This is a genomic window from Kitasatospora sp. NPDC058243 (assembly GCF_042882025.1).
Classification (GTDB): domain Bacteria; phylum Actinomycetota; class Actinomycetes; order Streptomycetales; family Streptomycetaceae; genus Kitasatospora.
This window is the reverse complement of sequence record NZ_JBHVWW010000028.1, coordinates 52,777-72,889: the sequence shown is the minus strand read 5'-3', so window position 1 is coordinate 72,889 and position 20,113 is coordinate 52,777. Positions and strand designations below refer to the sequence as shown.

Sequence of the window (20,113 nt, the reverse complement as noted above, 5' to 3'; positions counted from 1 at the left end):
AACGAAGCAGGAGCCTCCCCATGACCGACAACCCCGAGCAGGACTACGACCCGGGCGACGTGGCCGTCATCGGCATGTCCCTGCGGGCGCCCGGAGCCCGCACCAAGGAACAGTTCTGGGACAACCTCGTCCACGGCCGGGAGTCCGTGTCGTTCCTGGCCAAGGACGACATCCACGTCGACGAGACCCTGATCCACAGCCCGTTCTACGTACGGGCCTGCGGCGTGCTCGACACGTACGACAAGTTCGACCCGTCGGTGTTCGGCATCAGCGACCGGATGGCGGCCGCGATGACCCCGGAGAACCGGCTGTTCCTGGAGAGCGCCTGGGAGACGCTGGAGGACGGCGGCTACGACCCGGACCGGCTCAAGGCCGAGATCGGCATGTACGGCGCCAACAACCCGCAGACCGCCGCGCTCTACAGCTCCCCGCCGGACCGGGTGTCGGTCGGCCCCGAGGCGATCGAGGCCAGCCTGGCGTGGTCGCCGGACACCATGACCTCCAACGCGCTGTACTACATGGGGCTCATCGGCGAGGCCGTCACCGTCGCCGCCGTCTGCGCCGGCTTCCACTACGCGGTCCACCTGGCCTGTCAGTCGCTGCTGCTCGGCCAGACCGACCTGGCGATCGCCGGCGGCGCGATGGTCCGCCTGCCGCACCCGCGCGGCCACCTGTGGGAGGAGAACCGCATCCTGTCGAAGGACGGCCACTGCCGCCCGTTCGACGCCAACGGCACCGGCACCGCGCTGTCCAGCGGCGTCGTCACCGTGCTGCTCAAGCCGCTGGGCCACGCCGTCGCCGACCGCGACCACATCTACGCCGTCGTCAAGGGCTCGGCCGTCAACAACAACGGCGTCAGCGCGATGGCGTACGGCCTGGCCCAGCCCGAGCGGCTGAGCGCCTGCATCGCCAACGCCATGGAGGTCGGCGGCGTCACCCCGGACACCGTGTCCATGTACGAGGCCAACGGTCTCGGCCTGCCGATGACCGACGAGCTCGAAGTGCACGCGGCGACCATGGCGTTCGGGAAGCAGACCGCGACCACCTCGATCGGCGGGGTCAAGGGCAACGTCGGCCACGGCGGCGTGGTCTCGGGCGGCTTCGGCGCGATCAAGGCCGCGCTGGCCCTGCACCACAAGACGCTCCCGGCGACGATCAACCTCACCGAGGTCAACCAGGACCTCGACTTCCCCAGCACCCCCTTCGTGCCGCAGATCGAAGGGGCGCCCTGGGAGCCGCAGGCCGGCATCCGCCGCGCGGGCATCACCTCGATCGGTGGCGGCGGCTACAACGCGCACCTGCTGCTGGAGGAGGCGCCGACGGCCGCCGGGCGCGCCCCCGAGGACGAGGGCCGGCCGCGGCTGGCCACCCTGTCCGCCCTGGACGACGACACGCTGGCCCGGCAGCGTACGCGGCTCAAGGAGCGGCTGGAGGCCGACCCCGACCTGCGCCTGGACGACGTCTGCTTCAGCCTCAACCTCGGCCGCAAGGTGATGGCCCGCCGGTGGGCGGCCGTGGTCCGCAGCCGCGCGGAGCTGATCGCGGCGCTGTCCGACGACGCCGCCCGCGGCCCCGCCACCACGACCGCCGCCGCCCCGCAGACCGACCCGGGCTCCTTCTCCCGCTTCTCCCGCAACGACAACGGGATCGTGCCCTCCGGCCAGGACGAGCGGGCGCTGTCCGAACTGGCCGCCGCCTGGGTGACCGGCCAGCAGGTGGACTTCGACGCCCTGCACCGGGGGCAGGCCAGCCACCGGGTGCCGCTGCCCACCTACCCGTTCCAGCCGCGCCGGTTCTGGCGCACGGACTGGTGACCATGAGCACGCCGGCACCGGACACCGTGGACCTGGGCGACCCGGCCACCTTCGCGGACCACGACCTCGACGGGTTCTGGCGCACCCTGCGGGACACCGCCCCGATGCACTGGAACCCGCCCGTCGACGGCCGTCGGGGGTTCTGGGTGCTCTCCCGCCACGACGACATCATGGCCACCTACCGGGACAACGTGAACTTCACCTCCGAGCGCGGCAACGTGCTCGTCACGCTCCTGGAGGGCGGCGACGCCGGGGCCGGCCGGATGCTGGCCGTCACCGACGGGCCCCGGCACCACGAACTGCGCAAGATCCTCCAGCGGGTGCTCTCGCCGAGGGTGCTCGACGAGGTCGCGCAGACCGTCCGGGTCAACACCCGGCAGTGGATCCGCGAGGCCGTCGAGTCCGGCGGCTGCGAGTTCGCCGAGGAGATCGCCAGCCGGATCCCGATGACCACGATCTCGAACCTGCTCGGCGTGCCCGAACAGGACCGGGACTACCTGCTCAGCCTGACCAAGACCGCGCTGTCGGCCGAGGACGAGGACGTCGACGAAGTCGACTCCGAGATGGCCCGCAACGAGATCCTGATGTACTTCATGGACGTCGTCGAGGAACGGCGCGAGTCCCCGGGCGACGACGTGATCAGCATGCTGATCGCCAGCTCCATCGACGGCGTGCCGCTGACCGACGAGGACGTCGTGCTCAACTGCTACAGCCTGATCATCGGCGGCGACGAGACCAGCCGGCTGACGATGATCGACTGCGTCCACACCCTCGCCGCCCAACCCGAGCAGTGGCGGCGGTTCAAACACGGCGAGGTCGCCGTCGAGACCGCCGTGGACGAGGTGCTGCGCTGGGCCTCGCCCACGATGCACTTCGGGCGCAGCGCCGTACGGGAGACCGAACTGCACGGCGTACGACTGCGGCCGGGCGACATCGTCACACTCTGGCACGCCTCCGGCAACCGCGACGAACGGGTCTTCGCCCGGCCCGGGGTGTTCGACCTCGGCCGCACCCCCAACAAGCACCTGGCCTTCGGCTACGGCCCGCACTTCTGCGTCGGCTCGTACCTGGCCAAGGTCGAGATCGCCGAACTGCTCACGGCCCTGCGGGACTTCACCACCGGATTCGAGCAGACCGAGGAGGCGCTACGGATCCGGTCCAACTTCCTGACCGGGTTCTCCACGATGCCGGTGCGGTTCCAGCCCGACCACCGCGGACTGAAAGAGGTCGACTGATCCGGATGAACATCTACATGTCAGGACAAGGGGGATTCGCGGTCGCGGTCGCGGAAGCCCTGCTGGACGACGGGCACAAGATCGTCGGCGCGGCCGCCCCCCGGCTGCGCAAGGGGAAGTCCGACGAGGGCGACGCGATGTGCTGGGACCGCCTGCGCTCCTGGGCGTACCACAAGGACGTCCCGTGGACGGACTCGGCCGAACTGCGCGCGCGGCACATCCCGGACGGGGTCGACATCATCGTCGCCGCCCACTCGCACGCCTTCCTCGGCCGCCAGACCCGCGCCCGGGCCGCCGTCGCCACCATCGGCTACCACCCCAGCCTGCTGCCGCTGCACCGCGGCCGGGACGCCATCCGGTGGACGATCCGCGACGGCGACAAGGTGACCGGCGGAAGTGTCTATCACCTCACCGAACGCACCGACGCGGGCCCGCTCGCCGCCCAGGAGCACCTGTTCGTGCCCCCGGGCTCGACCGCGCAGAGCCTGTGGCGCGACCACCTGGCACCGCTCGGCGTGCGACTGCTCCTCAAGGTGGTCGCCGACCTCACCGCGGACCGGCGGATCGAAGTCCCCCAGGACGAGAAGCTGGCCACCTGGGAGCCCGCGATGGGCGCGCCACCGCTGTTCAAACCCGAACTCATCGCGCTGCCCGGCACGGTGCAGGTCGACAGCAGCAAGTGGGCCCTGCACGACGGGTGACAGCCAGGCGGTCTCTGGAACCCGGCGCCCCGCACACCACGCGTGTGCGGGGCACCGGACTGGTCGCCGAGCCCGTCGTCGGAACTCGACAGCGTGAACGTGTACACCAGGGACGGCAATTCCGAGCGCCCCCCGTGTACCTCTGCACCTTCACCGCGAAGGAGTCCCGACCATGCGGAAGTTCATCATCGATCTGGCCGAACGCACCGTCGCCACCTACGCCGTGGCATTCCTCGGCCTGCTGCTGGCCGACGGATTCGACCTGACGTCGATCGGCGCGTTCAAGGCGGCAGCCGTGGCGGCACTGCCGGCCGCACTGGCCGTGGTCAAGGGAGTGGCCGCGACCTTCGTCGGCGACCCGAACTCGGCAGCCCTACTGGCCCGCCCCCACGAGTAACAGGCCCGGCCGGGCGCGCTAAACCGGGAACTCCCCGTTCTGGACAGCCGCGACGAAGGCGCGCCATGCGGGTGCCGGGAAGGCGAGGACCGGGCCGCCGGGGTCCTTGGAGTCACGCACGGGGACGCGGCCGGGGTACCCGTGGGCGACCTCGATGCAGTTGCCGCCGTTGCCCCCGCTGTAGCTGCTCTTGCGCCAGAGCAGCTTCATACGGGGAACTCGCCCTCGTGAACGGCCGCGACAAAGGCTTGCCATGCGGCGGTGGGGAAGGCGAGGGTCGGGCCGTCGGGGTCCTTGGAGTCACGTACGGGGACGCGGCCGGGGTACCCGTGGGCCACCTCGATGCAATCGCCGCCGTCCGGACCGCTGTAGCTGCTCTTGCGCCAGCTGGCCGCGGCGAGCTCGTTCTGCATCATCTCTGAACCCTTCCAGCGCCTCGGCGATCAGCGTGAGCGAGTCGCCGACCGTGAGCGCGTCGCCACGCAGCCGATCATAGCGCCGGCGGTGCCCGGAAACGATGGCCGTATCGTCGCTGGGGTTGCCCCGGTCAAGGCTCTCCGAGTACGCCAAGTGCTGCCCGTCCGGCATCTCCAGGAGGACCATTGAGGTCTTGATGATCGTCACGCGAGCCGTGAATGGCACGATCTGGATGACAATGTTTTCGCGCCGAGCAACGCGTAGCAGGTGCTCCAGCTGCCGTACCATCACCTTCGCCCCGCCGACCACCGATCGAATGGCACTTTCGTCCAGGAGGACAACCAACTGCGGCCCGCCCTCGGTGAGGAACCGCTCCTGCCTCGCGAGCCTCGCGGTGACCCGCTCCTCGATCACTTCAGGGCGTTCATCAGTCCCGCCCGCCTCGAACATCGCTCGTGCGTAGTCCCTGCATTGCAGTAGCCCATGCATGTAGTCGGTCTGGAACGCGTGGAGTCCAACCGCCTCGGCCTCCAGATCGGCATGGCTCTGGAACCAGTCCGGATGCTCGATCTGCGCGGTCCAGTCCACCCGGTCGTACAGACGCCTCAACAGGCCACCGGTGTCCAGTAGTTGGTCGAGCTCCTCGACCTCGTCGATCGACGGCTTGCGCTGTCCGCTCTCCATGCGGGAGATCACCGTCCGGTCGAGGTGCAGCAGCTTGCCCAGTTCCTCTTGGGTGTAGCCCGCCAACTCGCGTGCGTAGCGGATCTCTTCGCCGAACAGGATCGCGGAGCTCGCGGTCGGTCCCCGCTTGATCTTCCGTCGTGCCATCACTGCCCCCTGCTGTGCACCACGTGCTCAACACGCGTATCTGGGCGTCACCGTACCTCCGCGTTCCGACCATCAGTATCGGAACGCGATCTTTTGCTTGCACAGCGTTACGCCGCGCGCCCTTCGTGCGCCCCTGTCCGCCGGTCCGCCTGGTCAGGGCGTGAGGGTCCGGGTCGGGGCGTGGTGTGGGAGCCGCGCGCCTGCGACACGCGGGGAGCGCTGCGTCGACGAACGGGCCCTTCCCGATAATGCAGGGGCCGCGTCACCGGGCCGCGCACGCCCCCGTTCCCAGGAAGGCGCACGACCATGGAAGGCTCCTCCTCGACCGCGCTGGCCGACATCGCGACCATCCTGCTGATCGGACTCGTCCTGTCGCCGCTGCGCACCTGCCTGCGCCAACCGGTGATGGTCGGCGAGATCGCGGTCGGGGTGATCCTGGGGCCGAGCGTCCTCGGGCTGCTGCCGGGCGACCTCCCGCACGTCCTCTTTCCGCCCCAGGTCCGCGAGCATCTGTCGGTGATCGCCCAACTGGGCATCGCGCTCTTCATGTTCGCCGCCGGCTGGGAACTCGACCTGAAGCAGCTGAACGGGCGGGTCCGCACCGTGGTGGCGGTCACCGCGGCCTCCGTCGCCGTGCCCTTCGCCCTCGCGGTCGCCCTGGCGGCGGTCCTCGCGGCCAGGTGGCCCCACCTCATCGGTACGGAGACGTCCCCCGTGCTGCTGGCCGTGTTCCTGGGCATCGCGCTGTCCGCCAGCGCGCTGTCGGTGCTCGCGCGCATCGTGGGGGAGAACCAGCTGCAGACGACCCGCACCGGGGCCATGGCCACGGCCTGCGGGGCGCTCACCGAGATCGCCGCGTGGTGCGGCGTCGCCTGCGTCGCCTCCGCGGCCCGGAGCGGCGGCTCGGATCACGTCCTCCTCGCGTTCGCCGAACTCGCCTGCTACGCGGCGGCGATGGCCTTCGTGGTCCGCCCGCTGCTGCGGCGCCTGCTGCGCCGGCCGGCCCGCGTCGACGGGCATCCCCTGCTCGTTCTGCTGACCCTCGGCAGCGGGATCCTGCTGTCCGCGTGGACCACCTCGTGGCTCGGCATGCACGCGGTGATCGGCGCCTTCGCCTTCGGGCTGGCCATGCCGCGCGACGCCGCCGAGGAACTGCGGCACGCCGTCGAGGTGCCGCTGCGCCACGCGGGGGCGCTGCTGGTGCCGGTCTTCTTCGCGCTCACCGGGCTGTCCGTGGACATCGGCGGGCTGGGTTTCGGGAGCCTGGTCGCGGTGGTGGTGTTCCTGGCCGTCACCTGGGGTGGCAAGTTCGCCGGCGCCAGGCTGGGTGCCCGGCTGATCGGCGTGCCGCGCGGCGAGGCCACGACGGTGGCGGTCCTGCTCAACACCAAGGGCCTCAGCGAGGTCCTCATCCTGACCCTGGGCCGTGACCTGGGCATCATCGGCGACCGGCTGTTCACTGTTCTCCTCGTCACCGCCTTTGCCGCGACCCTGCCCGTCAACCCGCTCGTCCGGCGCTTCATCCGTGCTCCTGGCGCTGCTGCCCCGGTCGGCGTCGCGGCTCTGCCCCGTCAACAGCAGGACACCCCCGCGAGATCGGACATCGAGGAGGCCAGGGGAACGTGAGCACTGGCGGGGTGGAGACTTCCTGCGCCTGTCCCACCGGCACCACCGCCGAGATGGCCGCCACTGTCTCAATGAAGTCTCATTATTAGCCGCTGCCCGGCGGCCGCCCTCGTGTCTCCGGCTACGTCGGCAGGTGGCGGTAGACCGTCGCCCGGGAGACTCCGAGCTCTGCCGCGATCTGCTCGGCGGTGCGGCCGGCCGCGTGCAGGCGCCGGGCGGTGTCGACCATCGCCGGGCTCATCGCGCTCGGCCGGCCGCGCCGTTCAGCGCCGCCGCGCCCGGGGCCGGCCGCGGCGGGGGGTTCGGGGCCGTCCAGCAGCCGGTGAACTCCGGCCAGGATGCAGGCGCGCAGGTCCTCGGGCGGGGCGTCGGCGAGCAGGATCACCGGGTCGGAGAGCATGGCGATCGTCTGGGCGGCGCGCACCCGGGCGACGAAGTCCGGGTGGGGCCCTGCCACCAGGACGTTCGCGCGCAGCATCCCGTCGCGGAACCGCGTGAAGCCCGGGCCCGTGAGGCCCGGCGCCGCGTCGTACAGGCTCATCCGCAGCAGGTCGCGGTGGCGCAGCCAGACGTCGAGCAGCCCCTCGATCGCCGCCCGGCGGGCTGCGGCCGGATCCGGCGGGTCGGTGGGCGCCAGCGCGGCGTCGAGGTCGTCCAGCATCGGTTCGATCAGCGCGCCGAGGATGTCCGCCTTGCTGGGGAAGTGGTACAGCACCGCGGCCTTGGTCACGTCCACCCGCTCGGCGATCCCGCGTACCGAGGTGGCGTGGTAGCCGTGCGCGGCGAACTCCTCCAGGGCCACCGCAAGGATCCGTGCCCGGGTGTCGGGGTTCTCGGCAGCAGTCATGTGGGGAGCTTAGGCCCTGTCCGTCGCCGCCCCTTGCCTGACCGACGGTCAGGGCGTAGCGTCGAAGTACTGACCGATGGTCAGTCCGGGAGCGCCGACGCGACCGCTGACCGGCGACGGCTGCCGCGAGTCGGCCTGGCCGCGATCAGGCGACGACGATCGGGCGATGACAGAAGGAGCGTCCATGAACGCCTCGACCAGGACAGCCGATCGCACCGTGCTGATCTCCGGGGCCGGCATCGCCGGACCGACGCTCGCCTACTGGCTGGCCCGCCACGGCTTCCAGCCGACCGTGGTCGAGCGGGCTGCGGCCGCGCGCTCCAGCGGCAGCCCGGTCGATGTCGCCGGTCGCGCGATGGAGGTCGCCGAGCGGATGGGGATCAGGGACCGCCTCCGGGCGGCCGCCACCCAGGTCACCGGTGTGGGCTTCTACAACGCCGCGGGCCGCCGGGTGGGCAGGATCGACCTGCGCGGCCTGTCGGGCGCGGACCGGGCCGACACGGTCGAGCTGCCGCGCGGCGATCTCGCCGCGATCGTCCACGAAGCCGGCCGGGACGACGCCGAGTTCGTGTTCGGCGACTCGATCGCGAGCCTGAGCCAGGACGAGGCGGGTGTCGACGTCACCTTCGAGTCCGGCCGCCCCCGCCGCTTCGCCTTGGTGGTCGGCGCCGACGGCCTGCACTCCGCCGTCCGCCGGCTGGCCTTCGGCCCGGAGTCCGGGTTCGTCCGCCACCTGGGGATGTACGTGGCCACCATGCCGTTGGCCGGGATGGCGGGCGACCTGCGGGAAGTGGCGATCCACAACACGCCGGGCCGCGCCCTCTGCGTGCATCCCGGATGCGGCAGGCCGCTGGCCGCGTTCATGGTCCGGTCCGCCGCCGTGCCGGACTTCGACCACCGCGACACCGATCAGCACCGGCGACTGCTGACCGCCGCGTTCGCCCAGATGGGCTGGCGCGCGCCCGAGGTGCTGGCGCAGGTGCGCGAGAGCGAGGAGCTGTACTTCGACGCGGTGAGCCAGGTCCGGCTGCCGCAGTGGTCGCGGGGCCGGGTCACGCTGCTCGGCGACGCCGCGTCCTGCGTGTCGCTCTTCGGCGGCGGCTCCAGCCTGGCCCTGGCGGGCGCCTACGCCCTGGCCGAAGCCCTGGCCGCCGATCCCGCCGACCACCGCGCGGCCCTGGCCCGTTACGAGGCCGCGCACCGGGGGTTGGTGGACCAGGCCCGGCAGTCCGTACGAGCGGCCTTCGCGCTGCTCGTCCCGGCCGGCCGCGGCGGCATCCTGGCCCGGAACCTGGCCACCCGGCTGTCGCCGGTCGTGCTCGCGGCAGCCCGGGCCGGGAGTGTGCTCAAGTCCCGTGCCGCGCGCGGGGATTACTCATGACCGGGCCCGAGCTTCCCTCCTTCGTCCGGCTGCGAGCAGGCGGCATCGTACGAGCGGACCTCACCGGCCGCCTGGCCGTCGTCGACCACTTCGAGGACGCCGTCACCATCGTGGCGGCAGCCGGTGTGAACCGTTCGTGGGGGACCGGCCGTATCCACCGGTGAGGTGGCGACCGGGCGATGTCGCCCAGTCAGCTCGGTCCTGGTGCGGCCGTGTTGGCGAGGGGCGGCGGTGTCACGGCGCGGGACCGTGCGGCACCGCGCGTCATGTCCCGGAAAGCTCGCCACCGGCCCTCGTGCCCGTCGATTTCGGAGAAACTCCTTTGCGCAACAGCAGGTTCACCTCGGTCCTCCTGGCCGGCGTCACGACGCTGGCGGCCCTCGCCGTCGGCGTCGGCCCGGCGGTCGCCGCCCCGTCCGAGCCGGTCGCCATCGCCGACTCCCCGGACGCCTCCCCGGACGCCTTCCCGGGCGGCCAGGACGTCGAGGTCTTCGCCGAGGACGGCGCCATCAGCCGGACCAAGGTCCCTTCGGCGTCCCCATTCGTCGCCGAGCAGTCCATGAGCGCGGCCGCTGCCGGGGCTGCCGCCGGGGACGGCGCCGTCACGAAGGTCGTCAACAACGGGAGCACGGACAGCAAGCTGGACGTGGTCATGATCGGCGACGGCTACACGGCCTCGGAGCAGGACAAGTTCCGCAAGGACGCCGCGGCGAAGTGGAAGGACATCAGCGCCGTCGAGCCCTACGCCACCTACCGCAAGCTGTTCAACGTGTGGGCCGTGGGCGCCGTCTCCGAACAGTCGGGCGTCTCCGGGGACCCGAAGCAGAACACCGTCCGCAAGACCGCGCTCGGCTCGCACTTCTGGTGCAACTCCATCGAGCGGCTGCTGTGCGTGGACATCAAGGCCGTCGACGCCTACGCCGCCAAGGCCCCGCAGGCCGACCTCGTGATCGTCGTCGCCAACACCGCCAAGTACGGCGGCGCCGGCTACGGCAGCACCCAGTCGCCGCTCGGCTACGAGGGCATCGCCACCGTGGCGGGCGGCAACGCCGCGTCCGGCCAGATAGCGGTGCACGAGACCGGCCACTCGCTGGGCAAGCTCGCGGACGAGTACTGGGCCGATGGGGCGGGGCCCTACAAGGGCGCGGAGCCCACGCAGCCCAACATCACCACCCTGAGCGCCGACCGGATGCGCCAGGACAAGACCAAGTGGTACCGCTGGCTGGGCAAGACCTCGCCCGACGGCGGCACCGTCGGCGCCTACCAGGGCGGCAGCAACTACCCGTCCGGCCTGAACCGGCCGACCGACAACTCGGTGATGCGCTCCCTCGGCCGCGAGTTCAACCTGCCCGGCCGCGAGGCGATGATCGCCGGCTTCTACCGGCACGCCTCCACCCTCTCCAGCGCCACGCCCGTCACCACCCGGCTGACCGCGACCGACCGCCTCACCGTCGACCTCCCGGTCTCCGGCACCAAGCTGCGGTGGTACCTCGACGGCAAGGAGGTGACGGCCCTGCGCGACCGCAAGACGATCGCCGTCTCCGACCTCGGCCCCACCGGCCCCAAGCCCGCCGCCCACGAGCTCAAGGCCGTCGCGAACGACCCCACCTCGTCCGTCATCGACCCGGCCCTGACCCCGGCGCTCACCCGCAGCCTGGTCTGGAGCGTCACCCGCTGACCACGGGGCGTGGGCCCTCGCGTCCGGCTGGGGAGGGAGGGGGGAAAACCACGGCGGAAGCCGCACCGGCCGGGGCCCGCTCCGGTTGGGGCCCGCGAGGCCCGGCCGGTGCTCGGCCCGGCCCCTACGTCGACGGCGATCTACCATGGCTGGGAAGGCTTCGTCTCCAAGCCCGCGCCACAGCGGCGGGGAGGTCGGCATGGCGTTCGACACGACGGGGTTCGAGCAGGCGGACAACGGCCGGTACCTGCCGATCTCCGAGCACGGCCTGATCGGCGACCTCCGGACGACCGCCCTGGTCGGCACGAACGGCACCATCGACTGGTATTGCTGTCCGCGCTTCGACGCGCCCAGCGTGTTCGGGGCCATCCTCGACGCGGACCGGGGCGGATCGTTCGAGCTGGCCGCGGACGTCCCGACCCGCACCCGGCAGTTCTACTTCCCCGACACGAACGTGCTGATCACGCGCTTCTTCGCCGCGGACGGCGTGGCGGAGATCCAGGACTTCATGCCCGTGGCCGAGGGGTCGCCCGAGGTCGCCCGGCACCGGCTGATCCGGCGGCTCATCTGCGTCCGGGGAATCCTCCCGTTCCGGGCGCGGATCGCCCCGCGTTTCGGCTACGGCGCCGAGGCGCACACCGTGTCCCTCGAAGGCCACGTCGCGGTGTTCCGCTCCCCGTCGCTCACGCTCGCGCTGACCGCCACCGCGCCGCTGGAGACCGACGGCCTGGACGTGTGGTCGCACTTCAAGCTCCTGGAGGGCGACTCCGTCGTGTTCGCCCTCGACCAGATCGGCGACGACGTCCCGGCCCGGTCGTGTCCGCGCGCCGAGGCGGAGGAACAGTTCGAGGCGACCGTCCGGTTCTGGCGCCACTGGCTGGCCGGGTCGCGCTACCAGGGGCGGTGGCGGGAGATGGTGCACCGCTCCGCCCTGCTGCTCAAGCTGCTCACCTACGCGCCGACCGGCGCGATCGTCGCCGCACCCACCACCAGCCTGCCCGAGCAGGTCGGCGGCGAGCGCAACTGGGACTACCGGTACATGTGGGTCCGCGACGCCGCCTTCTGCGTCTACGCCATGCTGCGCCTCGGGTTCACCTCGGAGGCCGAGGCGTTCATGGGCTTCCTCTTCGAGCGCATGCGCGACACCGCCGCGAACGGCCCGTTGCAGATCATGTACGGCATCGACGGTCGCACCGAGCTGCCCGAGTACGCGCTGCCGCACCTGGAGGGCCACCTGGGCTCCGCACCCGTCCGGGTCGGCAACGCCGCCACCGGCCAGCTCCAGCTGGACATCTACGGAGCCATGATCGACTCCATCTACCTGTACGACAAGTGGGGGCAGCCGATCAGCAGCGCCGGCTGGGAGGACGTCGGCATGGTGGCGGACTGGCTCTGCGAGAACTGGGACCAGCCCGACGAGGGCATCTGGGAGACCCGCGGGGGCCGCAGGAACTACGTGTACTCGCGGCTGATGTGCTGGGTGGCGCTGGAACGGGCGATCCGGATGGCGAACCGCCGCGGCCTGCCGGCCGACCTGCCCCGCTGGCGGCAGACCCGGGACGCGATCTACCACCAGATCATGCGGCGCGGCTGGTCGAGCGAGCTGGGCGCGTTCGTCCAGTCCCTGGACGACGGCGAACTGGACGCCTCGCTGCTGATGATGCCGATGGCCAAGTTCATCTCGCCCACCGACCCCAAGTGGCTCTCCACCCTGGACGCGCTCACCAAGGGCCTGGTCTCCGACTCCCTGGTCTACCGCTACAACCCGGCCACCAGCCCGGACGGCCTGAGCGGCTCCGAGGGCACCTTCTCGATCTGCTCCTTCTGGTACGTCGAGGCACTGGCCCGCGCCGGCCGCCTGGAGGAGGCCCGGCTCGCCTTCGAGAAGATGCTCACCTACGCCAACCACCTCGGGCTGTTCGCCGAGGAGATCGGCCCGACCGGCGAGCAACTCGGCAACTTCCCGCAGGCCTTCACCCACCTCTCGCTGATCAGCGCGGCCTTCAACCTCGACCGCGCGCTGGGCTGAGATTGCGTCAATTCGGCTGAATCCAGACCCTGTTCGGCTCCCGTCCGACTCCTTTCAGACTCCCGTCCGGCGGGAACGAGCAGGTCGCGGATGAGCTGAGGTGAATGGCGACATCTCGTCGGCCCACATCCGTTGACGGCCCCAGGCGGCACTGCAATGCTCATGACCAAACCTGCGCAACATCTGAGCAGTGCCATCACCCTGTCATCACGGAAAGGGCCCAACCCTCATGCGCCGTACCGCTGTTGTCATGATGACCACGCTGCTGGCCTCCGCCGCGGCACTCACCGTCCCCGCCGCCGCCCAGGCCGCATCCACCGCCGCGCGCCAGGCCGCGCCCGCCACCGCTCAGGCAGAGCAGGCGAGTTCGAGTTCGGCGCTGGCCGGCGGGTGTAACGCCATCGCCGCCGGCGGCGGCCAGGTCATCGGAACCTGTTCGGGCATCAGCCCCCTGCAGATCTGGCGCGTGCAGGCGCAGTGCCAGTACTACGTCAACAACACCGGCCCGTACATGCGCATGGCGATCGGCGGAGCCGTCGTCGGGAGCGGGATGAGCACCGCCATGTGCAACTTCGGCGACACCATCATGTTCCCGCAGGTCGTCTTCCTCGGGACGGTGCCGCCGCCCGTGGCCGGGCCGCAGGGCCAGATCAGCGGCTACGCGAGCAAGTGCATCGACGTCCAGGGCGCCGAGAACAAGAACGGCACCCCGGTCCAGATCTACGACTGCAACGGCACGAACGCCCAGAAGTGGACCGTCGGCGTGGACGGGACGCTGCGCGCCCTCGGCAAGTGCATGGACGTGCAGGGCGGCAACACCGCCAACCACACCATGGTCCAGCTCTACGACTGCAACGGCAGCGGCGCCCAGCAGTGGAAGGCCCAGTCCGACGGCTCGCTGCTCAACCCGCAGTCCGGCCGCTGCCTGGACGACCTGGGCTTCGCCACCAACAACGGCAACCAGCTCGGCATCTGGGACTGCAACGGCGCCGACAACCAGAAGTGGAACCTCCCGCACTGATCCCCCCGCCCCCTCGGCCCGGCCGTGATCTCCCCCACGGCCGGCCCGACAGGGCCCCTCGAATCCCACCTCCGGAGCCACGGGGTCCGGAGGTGGGATTCCCGCCGGCAGCCCGGCTGCAGCCGGCCGATGGTCCCGTTGCGCGGCACGCCGCACAACGGGACCACCTCTTGTCGGCCACAAATGGTCTCGCCTATAAGCCAGTTGCCCACGCCGGCGACGGGGGTTTCGTGCCCCGCCCTGGAGGTCGACACCTTTCCGAAGGAGAAAGAAGCACGCGTTCGATTGAGCCCGTGTGGGCACCAGGACGGTTTCCGAAGACCCGGATGTCTCCCCAGAGATCACGCCATGGGCCCGGATTCGGGCCCATGACTGACCGAGCACCAGAACTGGCGGGATACGACGGCATGCCCCAAGGCCAACCGGGCGTTCCCGGCAACCAGGGGCCACACGAACGTGGCACATGGGACGAAGGGGCAGCCCCACAAAGTCCTGGCCCCCACCGACGATGGCGTCCCCCTCAACTACCAGGAGGGCCGGGAGCCGCCGTCCAGGCAGCGAGCCGACCAAGATCCCCTTGATGCCGACAACCCCCGCCTGGAGACGCGAGACTGAAAAGGTCTGATTCTTCTCCTAGGCCGCCCTGCCCGGCGGCCACCCGGAGCAATCCCCACAAGCGCAGTGCCAACAGCGCGAGTTCGGCGATGGCGACGTGCTCAGCGGAGCAATCCCCGCGAGCGCGGGGCCGACCGACGGACCGAAGGGGTCACCACCATGGGCAAGGAGCAATCCCCGCGAGCGCGGGGCCGACTTGGTGCGGTAGGCAAGGACGATCGCCTGAGGGGAGCAATCCCCGCGAGCGCGGGGCCGACGACGCGAGGACCGAGCTCCTGGACGCCGCGCACGAGCAATCCCCGCGAGCGCGGGGCCGAGCTCTCCCAAGCCGTCCCCTTGGCCTTGTTCGGGGAGCAATCCCCGCGTGTGCGGGGCCGACACCGCGGCCTTCGCCTTGATGGTGCCGAAGGTGGAGCAATCCCCGCGAGCGTGGGGCCGACCCGTGCCACTGAATCGGCACTGATGCTAGCGGAGAGCAATCCCCGCGAGCGCCGGGGCGAATGCCGCCGAACGAGGAGACGCGCCGCGTCACAGTTCTGAAGACCACCAGCCTCTCCTGACCGCTTGCGTGGCTGTGCCCCACTGGCCCTGCCCAGTGGGGCACAGCCGCGTCCCGGCCTACGCGGGGAGGCCTTGGGCGGACGCGGACGCGGCCATCCGCTCGACAAGCCGGCACGTCCCCGAAGCAATGACGTGCGGCGGCCTGGTCTGTACCAATGATCGCAGCGGCCATTGCGGGCCTGGCTCGCCACTGCGCCCGGCGGCGCCCAATCACCGTGTGGCCGCGATTGCATTTCCGCAGGTCAGGGCACCTGTCGTGGCTTTGCCGTCAGTGCGCGCCGCGCACTCACTCGGGCGGGTGAACCCCAGGTCACAACCTGGTCATGTCGATTGCGAGAATCGCAACGTGACTGTACGATCACAGCATGGATGCCGGACTGATTGAACGCGTGCGTCAGGTCATCGGCTCAACGGGTGAGACCCAGGCCGTCATGGCGGAGCGCATGGGAATCTCCCCAGACAAGCTGTCGAAGTCGCTTGGCGGGAAACGCCGCTTCACCTCCCTCGAACTAGCGCTGATCGCCGATTTCGGCGGCAGAACCGTTGACTGGCTGCTGCGCGGCGTCGAGCCGCGCACAGCACTCGGTGCCGCCGCGCGGAAGACGGGCGCCTGTGAGCACACCACGGACGAAGTGCGCAGACTCCTGGGCCGGTACGAGCAGGTGATCGACGCCTTGGCGCGGATCGGGAGCGACCTGCCGAGGCGCGCCCACAACCGCCCGGGGGGAATCGGCGGCCCACAGCTCGCCCAGGCCGCCCTGGCGGCAGTGGGAGTCGACCCCTGGACCCTCTCGACCCAGAACCTCGCTTCAAGCTTCGAGCAGGCCTTCGGCGTGGAGATCGCGGGCGTCGACCTTCCCGACAAGCTGGACGGCCTGTCCTGGTCGACCGACAGCTTCGACCTCATCCTCGTCGCCAAAACCAATGTGTGGACGCGCCAGCGGTTCACCCTTGCCCACGAACTCGGCCACATTCTCGCCGGCGACGCGCATGACGAGGCGGTCGTCGAGAAGGTGCAACCGGGCCGGTCGACCACCGCGATGGAAGTGCAGGCGAACGCGTTCGCCGCGGAGTTCCTGATGCCGCGCACCACTGTTCTGGCCGACGCCCGGGACCGAACGGTCGGCGTTGACCTGGTGGCGGAGCTGGCTTGGAAGTACCGCGTGTCGCCGAGCGCGATGGCGACCCGGCTGAAGGTGTTGGGAGTCCTGACTGCCGATCAGCGCAGGCAGTGGGGCGCGATGTTGACAGCCGACGGCGCCAGGATCGCCGGCGCTGCGGGGGCCCTGGAGCAGCACATGGTCAACACCGAGCGCAGCCAACGGGGTTGGCATCCTCGACGACTAACAGAGCTGGCAATCAAGGCTTATGCTTCGGGTGATACGACAGTCCGGCCGCTGGCAGCCCTCCTGGACCTCGACCCGGACGTGCTCCTAGACCTCCTAGAGCCCGCCCAGCCCGAGCCCGAGCAACAGCAGGCGGCACCGTCCGATCCCGGAACGGAGCTCGCGTTCAGCCCATGATCATCTGCTTTCCCGACAACACGGTCCTGTGCAACTTCGCGTCCGTCTCCAGGCTCGACATCCTGGAAAACGTACTGAGCGGCCGGGGTCGATGGACGGAAGCAGTGGCGTACGAAGCCAAGCGATCATCTCGATATCTGCCGGCCCTGGACCCACCCGACGTTTCCCGCTGGCTGGGGGATCCGATCGAAGTCGACGACCCCGAGGCCGTGGAGCGGATTCGACAGGGTGTGTTCTTCGGCAGCCCGTCGGATCCGCTCAGGCATCTCGGGGAGTCCGAGACCCTGCACGTCATCAGCACCCGGGTGGAGTTCAAAGAGGCCACGTGGATCAGCGATGACAAGGCGTCGCTGGACCTCGCGCGACACAGAGGCATCCCGACGATGCGCACCAAGGACGTGATGGCGGTCGCCTGCGTCGGGTTCATCGTCTCGAAGCAGGAGGGATTCGCCCTCCTCCAACAAATGGTGACGAACGGTCAGTCCATACGACTGCCCGCCACCGCAGATGAACTGATGCGCTGAACACGCCACTACGCCCCACCCCGAGTCTCCCGGGGTGGGGCGCAGCGGCGTCCGGCGTCGTCACGCCGAACCCCTACTCGGATCGGTACGACAGTGGCTTCTTAAAGCCCCTCGGGATCGCGGGGCCGACGACGGCACGGAGGTCCTGGCCGGTTTCCTCGAGGAGCAATCCCCGCGAGCGCGGGGTCAACTGCGCGGCCGAGAGCTGACCAGCCATCACGGCAGAGCAATCCCCGCGAGCGAGGGGCCGACGCGGCAGCCGCGAAGGTATGCGCCCACAGGGTAGAGCAATCCCCGCGCGTGCGGGGCCGACCGCCGCTCGCAGCTGCGTCGCTCCGCCGCCCGGGAGCAATCCCCGCGCGTGCGGGGCCGACATGATGCCCCGCGCCTGCATGTCGTCACCACCGGAGCAATCCCCGCGCGTGCGGGGCCGACACGACCGGGATCACCGGGTGGTGGGTGCAGTGGGAGCAATCCCCGCGCGTGCGGGGCCGACAACTCCACGGCGAATGCGATGTCCCCCTGGAAGGAGCAATCCCCGCGCGTGCGGGGCCGATTAAGCGCAGGCCCCTTCGTCGCCGCCGCCCAGGGAGCAATCCCCGCGCGTGCGGGGCCGATTTCCAGGTTGACACTTTCATCATCACCCGCACCGAGCAATCCCCGCGCGTGCGGGGCCGATGCTTCCCTCGTCCTGCTGCTGCTCGGGGTCGCGGAGCAATCCCCGCGCGTGCGGGGCCGATACTTCCTGACCTGCGGTGATTCGTGTCAGGGGCCGTCAGTTGATTCAGTTCGATTAGGCAGGCGGTCTGTGAAGGAGTTCATGCTTCTTCCCGTGGGTGGGGGAGCTGTCAGCTGTGTCTTGCGCTCCCGAAGCGTACTCGTGCGGAAAGGTTCGGGGCGGTGCTTGGGGACGGTTGGCGTTGGTATCAGCCCGAGGTCAGGGGGTGGCTGGATGGGCGGGGGTGACGTGTTGCTGTCGCAAATGCTGTGTGCCGTGGTGGTGGCTGAGGTTGTTTGGGATCGCTTCCTGCCGCTGGTGACGTCGGGGCGTCTGGATGCTCTCGCTCGGGCCCGAGGCACGGTGCCGAGCGGCAGGACCGCCAGCAGCCTCCTGCTCGCCAGCTTGCCGCTCGTCGTCCCGGTGCCGGGTTCAGGGGTGTTGTCCGCTGCCCTGGAGGCCGTTCCGGTGGGTGGTGCAGGTGTCGATTGCGGGGCGTTGGCAGACGGTGCCGGCGAACTCGACGGTGTCGCGGCGGGCGTCGGGCAGCACCGTGGTGTGTTGCCAGTGGCGCGGGTTCGCGTGCCGGTCGAAGGCGGTTGGACACGTCTTCGACCAGCCCTGGCGGGCTCGTGTCCGCCTTGCTCGCACCCTTGACGAGACCAGCTCCCAGTGGTCCACCGGTGCGACGGGCTGGTCTCCTGAACCATCCCCGCGAGCGCGGGGCCGATCTGGTCCTGGTCACCGCGTTCACCACGCTGCGGGAGCGATCCCCGCGAGTGCGGGGCCGGTGAATTGGCGGTTTCGGCGACGGGCATGGGAGGGGAGCGATCCCCGCGAGCGCGGGGCCGATACCTGGTTGCCGATCAGCACCGGCTCGGTGCAGGAGCGATCCCCGCGAGCGCGGGGCCGATGCAAGGGCTGGGATCGCAGGATCGCCGGCACCTGAGCGATCCCCGCGAGCGCGGGGCCGATCCCGCCCGCGCCTACCTCGTGACCACCGAGCAGGAGCGATCCCCGCGAGCGCGGGGCCGATCTGGTCCTGGTCACCGCGTTCACCACGCTGCGGGAGCGATCCCCGCGAGCGCGGGGCCGATCGCTGCTGCTCGGCGCGGGTTGCCCATCGACAGGAGCGATCCCCGCGAGCGCGGGGCCGATCCTGCTTCACCAACTCGGGGTCTACGCCCCCGAGAGCGATCCCCGCGAGCGCGGGGCCGATAAGCACTGGACGCGCACGGCCGCCCAACGCCGCGAGCGATCCCCGCGAGCGCGGGGCCGATACTTCCTGACCTGCGGTGATTAGCGGCTGAGGGGCTTGATTGATTCAGTTCGATCGGTAGAAGTCCCGTCGAACAGTCGATGCGTTGTTGCCACCTCTCCTTGCCCCAGGGCTGGTTGTCAGTGTCGTGGCCTGACTCCCCGAAGCGTACCCGCACGTGGAGATTGAGACGATGATCGAGGACCGCTGGCAGTGGTACCTGCCCAAAGTCAGGGGCTGGCTGGGTGCGCTGTGGGGTAAGTCCGTCGGGCGGGCTGGGGATCTGCCACGGGACAGTCCCCGCAAGTGTTGGGCCAACAGCGTGAGTTCGGCGATGGCAATGTGTCCCGCGGAGCAATCCCCGCGAGCGCGGGGCCGACCTCAGCGGCCACCCTCGCCACGCCCAGTTCTGGGAGCAATCCCCGCGAGCGCGGGGCCGACAGTCGAACCGGACCGCACGGCGACGGGGCACCGGAGCAATCCCCGCGAGCGCGGGGCCGACAGTTCAGCACCGGCGGCCGCGGCACCACCCTGGGAGCAATCCCCGCGAGCGCGGGGCCGACCCGCCGGCAGCCACTGGCCGCCGGCCCGAATAAGAGCAATCCCCGCGAGCGCGGGGCCGACACTTCCTGACCTGCGGCGATTCGTATCAGGGACCGTCAGTAGATTCAGTTCGATTGGGCAGGCGGCGTGTGAAGGAGTTCATGGGCCCGGATCCTCTCGCTCAGGCGACAGGCGGACCTCACGCAGGAGCGGCTTGGGCAGCGCGCCGGACTTGGCCAGCGCACGATCGGGTGGATCGAGAACGGCCTCGCACCTGCGACGCTCGACCAACTCGGCGCCATCGTGCGGGCAATCGGCGTGCCACTCTGGCGTCTGGTCCGCGACGAGTAGCCCTGGCCGGCCATCAGGCCGGACAGGGACTTGGCCTGCTGTT

At 70.4% G+C, this 20,113-nt stretch carries 17 protein-coding genes and 4 CRISPR repeat arrays; of the genes, 13 read left to right on the top strand and 4 right to left on the bottom strand.

Annotated features, from left to right (window positions below; genetic code table 11):
* The first annotated feature begins 20 nt into the window (after positions 1 to 20).
* The 4 genes from ACFVX9_RS19880 to ACFVX9_RS19865 all read left to right on the top strand — a co-directional run bounded on the left by ACFVX9_RS19880 (position 21) and on the right by ACFVX9_RS19865 (position 4,147).
* Positions 21 to 1,814 (top strand): beta-ketoacyl synthase N-terminal-like domain-containing protein, encoded by a 1,794-nt coding sequence (locus tag ACFVX9_RS19880; protein ID WP_387982753.1) that lies wholly within the window; start codon positions 21 to 23, stop codon positions 1,812 to 1,814.
* A complete protein-coding gene (locus ACFVX9_RS19875; RefSeq protein ID WP_387982751.1) occupies positions 1,811 to 3,049 on the top strand; it encodes a cytochrome P450 in 1,239 nt (412 codons plus the stop codon). The genes ACFVX9_RS19880 and ACFVX9_RS19875 overlap by 4 nt, the downstream gene beginning before the upstream one ends.
* A gap of 5 nt (positions 3,050 to 3,054) precedes the next feature.
* The gene (locus tag ACFVX9_RS19870) at positions 3,055 to 3,750 is read left to right on the top strand and encodes a formyltransferase family protein (RefSeq protein ID WP_063346318.1); all 696 of its coding nucleotides are present in this window, start codon (positions 3,055 to 3,057) and stop codon (positions 3,748 to 3,750) included.
* Between the two features lie 172 nt (positions 3,751 to 3,922).
* A complete protein-coding gene (locus tag ACFVX9_RS19865) occupies positions 3,923 to 4,147 on the top strand; it encodes a holin (RefSeq protein WP_063346317.1) in 225 nt (74 codons plus the stop codon).
* A gap of 18 nt (positions 4,148 to 4,165) precedes the next feature.
* On the opposite strand, the gene ACFVX9_RS19860 is transcribed toward ACFVX9_RS19865, so the two are convergent.
* From ACFVX9_RS19860 to ACFVX9_RS19850, 3 genes are read right to left on the bottom strand one after another with little or no spacing between them, the layout of a single operon-like run.
* Positions 4,166 to 4,357 (bottom strand): DUF397 domain-containing protein, encoded by a 192-nt coding sequence (locus tag ACFVX9_RS19860; protein WP_387982748.1) that lies wholly within the window; start codon positions 4,355 to 4,357, stop codon positions 4,166 to 4,168.
* A complete protein-coding gene (locus ACFVX9_RS19855; protein WP_387982746.1) occupies positions 4,354 to 4,485 on the bottom strand; it encodes a DUF397 domain-containing protein in 132 nt (43 codons plus the stop codon). Before ACFVX9_RS19855 ends, ACFVX9_RS19860 begins: the two co-directional genes overlap by 4 nt.
* Positions 4,448 to 5,395 carry a Scr1 family TA system antitoxin-like transcriptional regulator gene (locus ACFVX9_RS19850; RefSeq protein WP_387982745.1) on the bottom strand — a complete coding sequence of 316 codons (948 nt, stop codon included), beginning with the start codon at positions 5,393 to 5,395 and terminating at the stop codon, positions 4,448 to 4,450. Before ACFVX9_RS19850 ends, ACFVX9_RS19855 begins: the two co-directional genes overlap by 38 nt.
* A 306-nt stretch (positions 5,396 to 5,701) precedes the next feature.
* On the opposite strand from ACFVX9_RS19850, the gene ACFVX9_RS19845 reads away from it, so the two are divergent.
* The gene (locus ACFVX9_RS19845; RefSeq protein ID WP_387982743.1) at positions 5,702 to 7,021 is read left to right on the top strand and encodes a cation:proton antiporter; all 1,320 of its coding nucleotides are present in this window, start codon (positions 5,702 to 5,704) and stop codon (positions 7,019 to 7,021) included.
* 121 nt (positions 7,022 to 7,142) lie between these two features.
* Here the strand turns inward: ACFVX9_RS19845 and ACFVX9_RS19840 are convergent, their stop codons facing one another.
* Positions 7,143 to 7,868: a TetR family transcriptional regulator gene (locus tag ACFVX9_RS19840; RefSeq protein WP_387982741.1), complete on the bottom strand. Its 726-nt coding sequence runs from the start codon at positions 7,866 to 7,868 to the stop codon at positions 7,143 to 7,145.
* 184 nt (positions 7,869 to 8,052) lie between these two features.
* On the opposite strand from ACFVX9_RS19840, the gene ACFVX9_RS19835 reads away from it, so the two are divergent.
* The 8 genes from ACFVX9_RS19835 to ACFVX9_RS19800 all read left to right on the top strand — a co-directional run bounded on the left by ACFVX9_RS19835 (position 8,053) and on the right by ACFVX9_RS19800 (position 20,070).
* Positions 8,053 to 9,249: an FAD-dependent monooxygenase gene (locus tag ACFVX9_RS19835; protein ID WP_387982739.1), complete on the top strand. Its 1,197-nt coding sequence runs from the start codon at positions 8,053 to 8,055 to the stop codon at positions 9,247 to 9,249.
* Positions 9,246 to 9,413 (top strand): hypothetical protein, encoded by a 168-nt coding sequence (locus tag ACFVX9_RS19830; RefSeq protein WP_387982737.1) that lies wholly within the window; start codon positions 9,246 to 9,248, stop codon positions 9,411 to 9,413. The genes ACFVX9_RS19835 and ACFVX9_RS19830 overlap by 4 nt, the downstream gene beginning before the upstream one ends.
* A gap of 158 nt (positions 9,414 to 9,571) precedes the next feature.
* The gene (locus ACFVX9_RS19825; RefSeq protein ID WP_387982735.1) at positions 9,572 to 10,927 is read left to right on the top strand and encodes a M64 family metallopeptidase; all 1,356 of its coding nucleotides are present in this window, start codon (positions 9,572 to 9,574) and stop codon (positions 10,925 to 10,927) included.
* Between the two features lie 199 nt (positions 10,928 to 11,126).
* Entirely contained in the window at positions 11,127 to 12,956 is a 1,830-nt protein-coding gene (locus tag ACFVX9_RS19820) for a glycoside hydrolase family 15 protein (RefSeq protein WP_387982733.1), read from the top strand.
* Positions 12,957 to 13,206: 250 nt separating this feature from the next.
* A complete protein-coding gene (locus ACFVX9_RS19815; protein WP_387982731.1) occupies positions 13,207 to 13,977 on the top strand; it encodes a ricin-type beta-trefoil lectin domain protein in 771 nt (256 codons plus the stop codon).
* Positions 13,978 to 14,638: 661 nt separating this feature from the next.
* Positions 14,639 to 15,092: a CRISPR direct-repeat array (repeat unit 29 nt; unit sequence GGAGCAATCCCCGCGAGCGCGGGGCCGAC).
* A gap of 426 nt (positions 15,093 to 15,518) precedes the next feature.
* Positions 15,519 to 16,676 (top strand): helix-turn-helix domain-containing protein, encoded by a 1,158-nt coding sequence (locus tag ACFVX9_RS19810; RefSeq protein WP_387982729.1) that lies wholly within the window; start codon positions 15,519 to 15,521, stop codon positions 16,674 to 16,676.
* Complete coding sequence (locus ACFVX9_RS19805; RefSeq protein WP_387982727.1) at positions 16,673 to 17,200, top strand: hypothetical protein; 528 nt, start codon at positions 16,673 to 16,675, stop codon at positions 17,198 to 17,200. Before ACFVX9_RS19810 ends, ACFVX9_RS19805 begins: the two co-directional genes overlap by 4 nt.
* A gap of 163 nt (positions 17,201 to 17,363) precedes the next feature.
* Positions 17,364 to 17,939: direct repeats of the CRISPR family, unit length 27 nt; unit sequence GAGCAATCCCCGCGCGTGCGGGGCCGA.
* Between the two features lie 682 nt (positions 17,940 to 18,621).
* Positions 18,622 to 19,198: a CRISPR direct-repeat array (repeat unit 28 nt; unit sequence GAGCGATCCCCGCGAGCGCGGGGCCGAT).
* A gap of 268 nt (positions 19,199 to 19,466) precedes the next feature.
* A CRISPR array of direct repeats spans positions 19,467 to 19,801; the repeat unit is 29 nt; unit sequence GGAGCAATCCCCGCGAGCGCGGGGCCGAC.
* A gap of 89 nt (positions 19,802 to 19,890) precedes the next feature.
* On the top strand, positions 19,891 to 20,070 hold the full coding sequence (locus ACFVX9_RS19800) for a helix-turn-helix domain-containing protein (RefSeq protein ID WP_387982764.1): 180 nt from the start codon (positions 19,891 to 19,893) through the stop codon (positions 20,068 to 20,070).
* Positions 20,071 to 20,113: the final 43 nt, after the last annotated feature.

Coding starts and splice junctions, on each gene's coding strand:
- ACFVX9_RS19840 (WP_387982741.1), bottom strand. CDS start 7,868: ATGACTGCTGCCGAGAACCCCGACACCCGGGCACGGATCCTTGCGGTG.
- ACFVX9_RS19845 (WP_387982743.1), top strand. CDS start 5,702: ATGGAAGGCTCCTCCTCGACCGCGCTGGCCGACATCGCGACCATCCTG.
- ACFVX9_RS19865 (WP_063346317.1), top strand. CDS start 3,923: ATGCGGAAGTTCATCATCGATCTGGCCGAACGCACCGTCGCCACCTAC.
- ACFVX9_RS19810 (WP_387982729.1), top strand. CDS start 15,519: ATGGATGCCGGACTGATTGAACGCGTGCGTCAGGTCATCGGCTCAACG.
- ACFVX9_RS19830 (WP_387982737.1), top strand. CDS start 9,246: ATGACCGGGCCCGAGCTTCCCTCCTTCGTCCGGCTGCGAGCAGGCGGC.
- ACFVX9_RS19835 (WP_387982739.1), top strand. CDS start 8,053: ATGAACGCCTCGACCAGGACAGCCGATCGCACCGTGCTGATCTCCGGG.
- ACFVX9_RS19805 (WP_387982727.1), top strand. CDS start 16,673: ATGATCATCTGCTTTCCCGACAACACGGTCCTGTGCAACTTCGCGTCC.
- ACFVX9_RS19815 (WP_387982731.1), top strand. CDS start 13,207: ATGATGACCACGCTGCTGGCCTCCGCCGCGGCACTCACCGTCCCCGCC.
- ACFVX9_RS19820 (WP_387982733.1), top strand. CDS start 11,127: ATGGCGTTCGACACGACGGGGTTCGAGCAGGCGGACAACGGCCGGTAC.
- ACFVX9_RS19860 (WP_387982748.1), bottom strand. CDS start 4,357: ATGAAGCTGCTCTGGCGCAAGAGCAGCTACAGCGGGGGCAACGGCGGC.
- ACFVX9_RS19850 (WP_387982745.1), bottom strand. CDS start 5,395: ATGGCACGACGGAAGATCAAGCGGGGACCGACCGCGAGCTCCGCGATC.
- ACFVX9_RS19870 (WP_063346318.1), top strand. CDS start 3,055: ATGAACATCTACATGTCAGGACAAGGGGGATTCGCGGTCGCGGTCGCG.
- ACFVX9_RS19880 (WP_387982753.1), top strand. CDS start 21: ATGACCGACAACCCCGAGCAGGACTACGACCCGGGCGACGTGGCCGTC.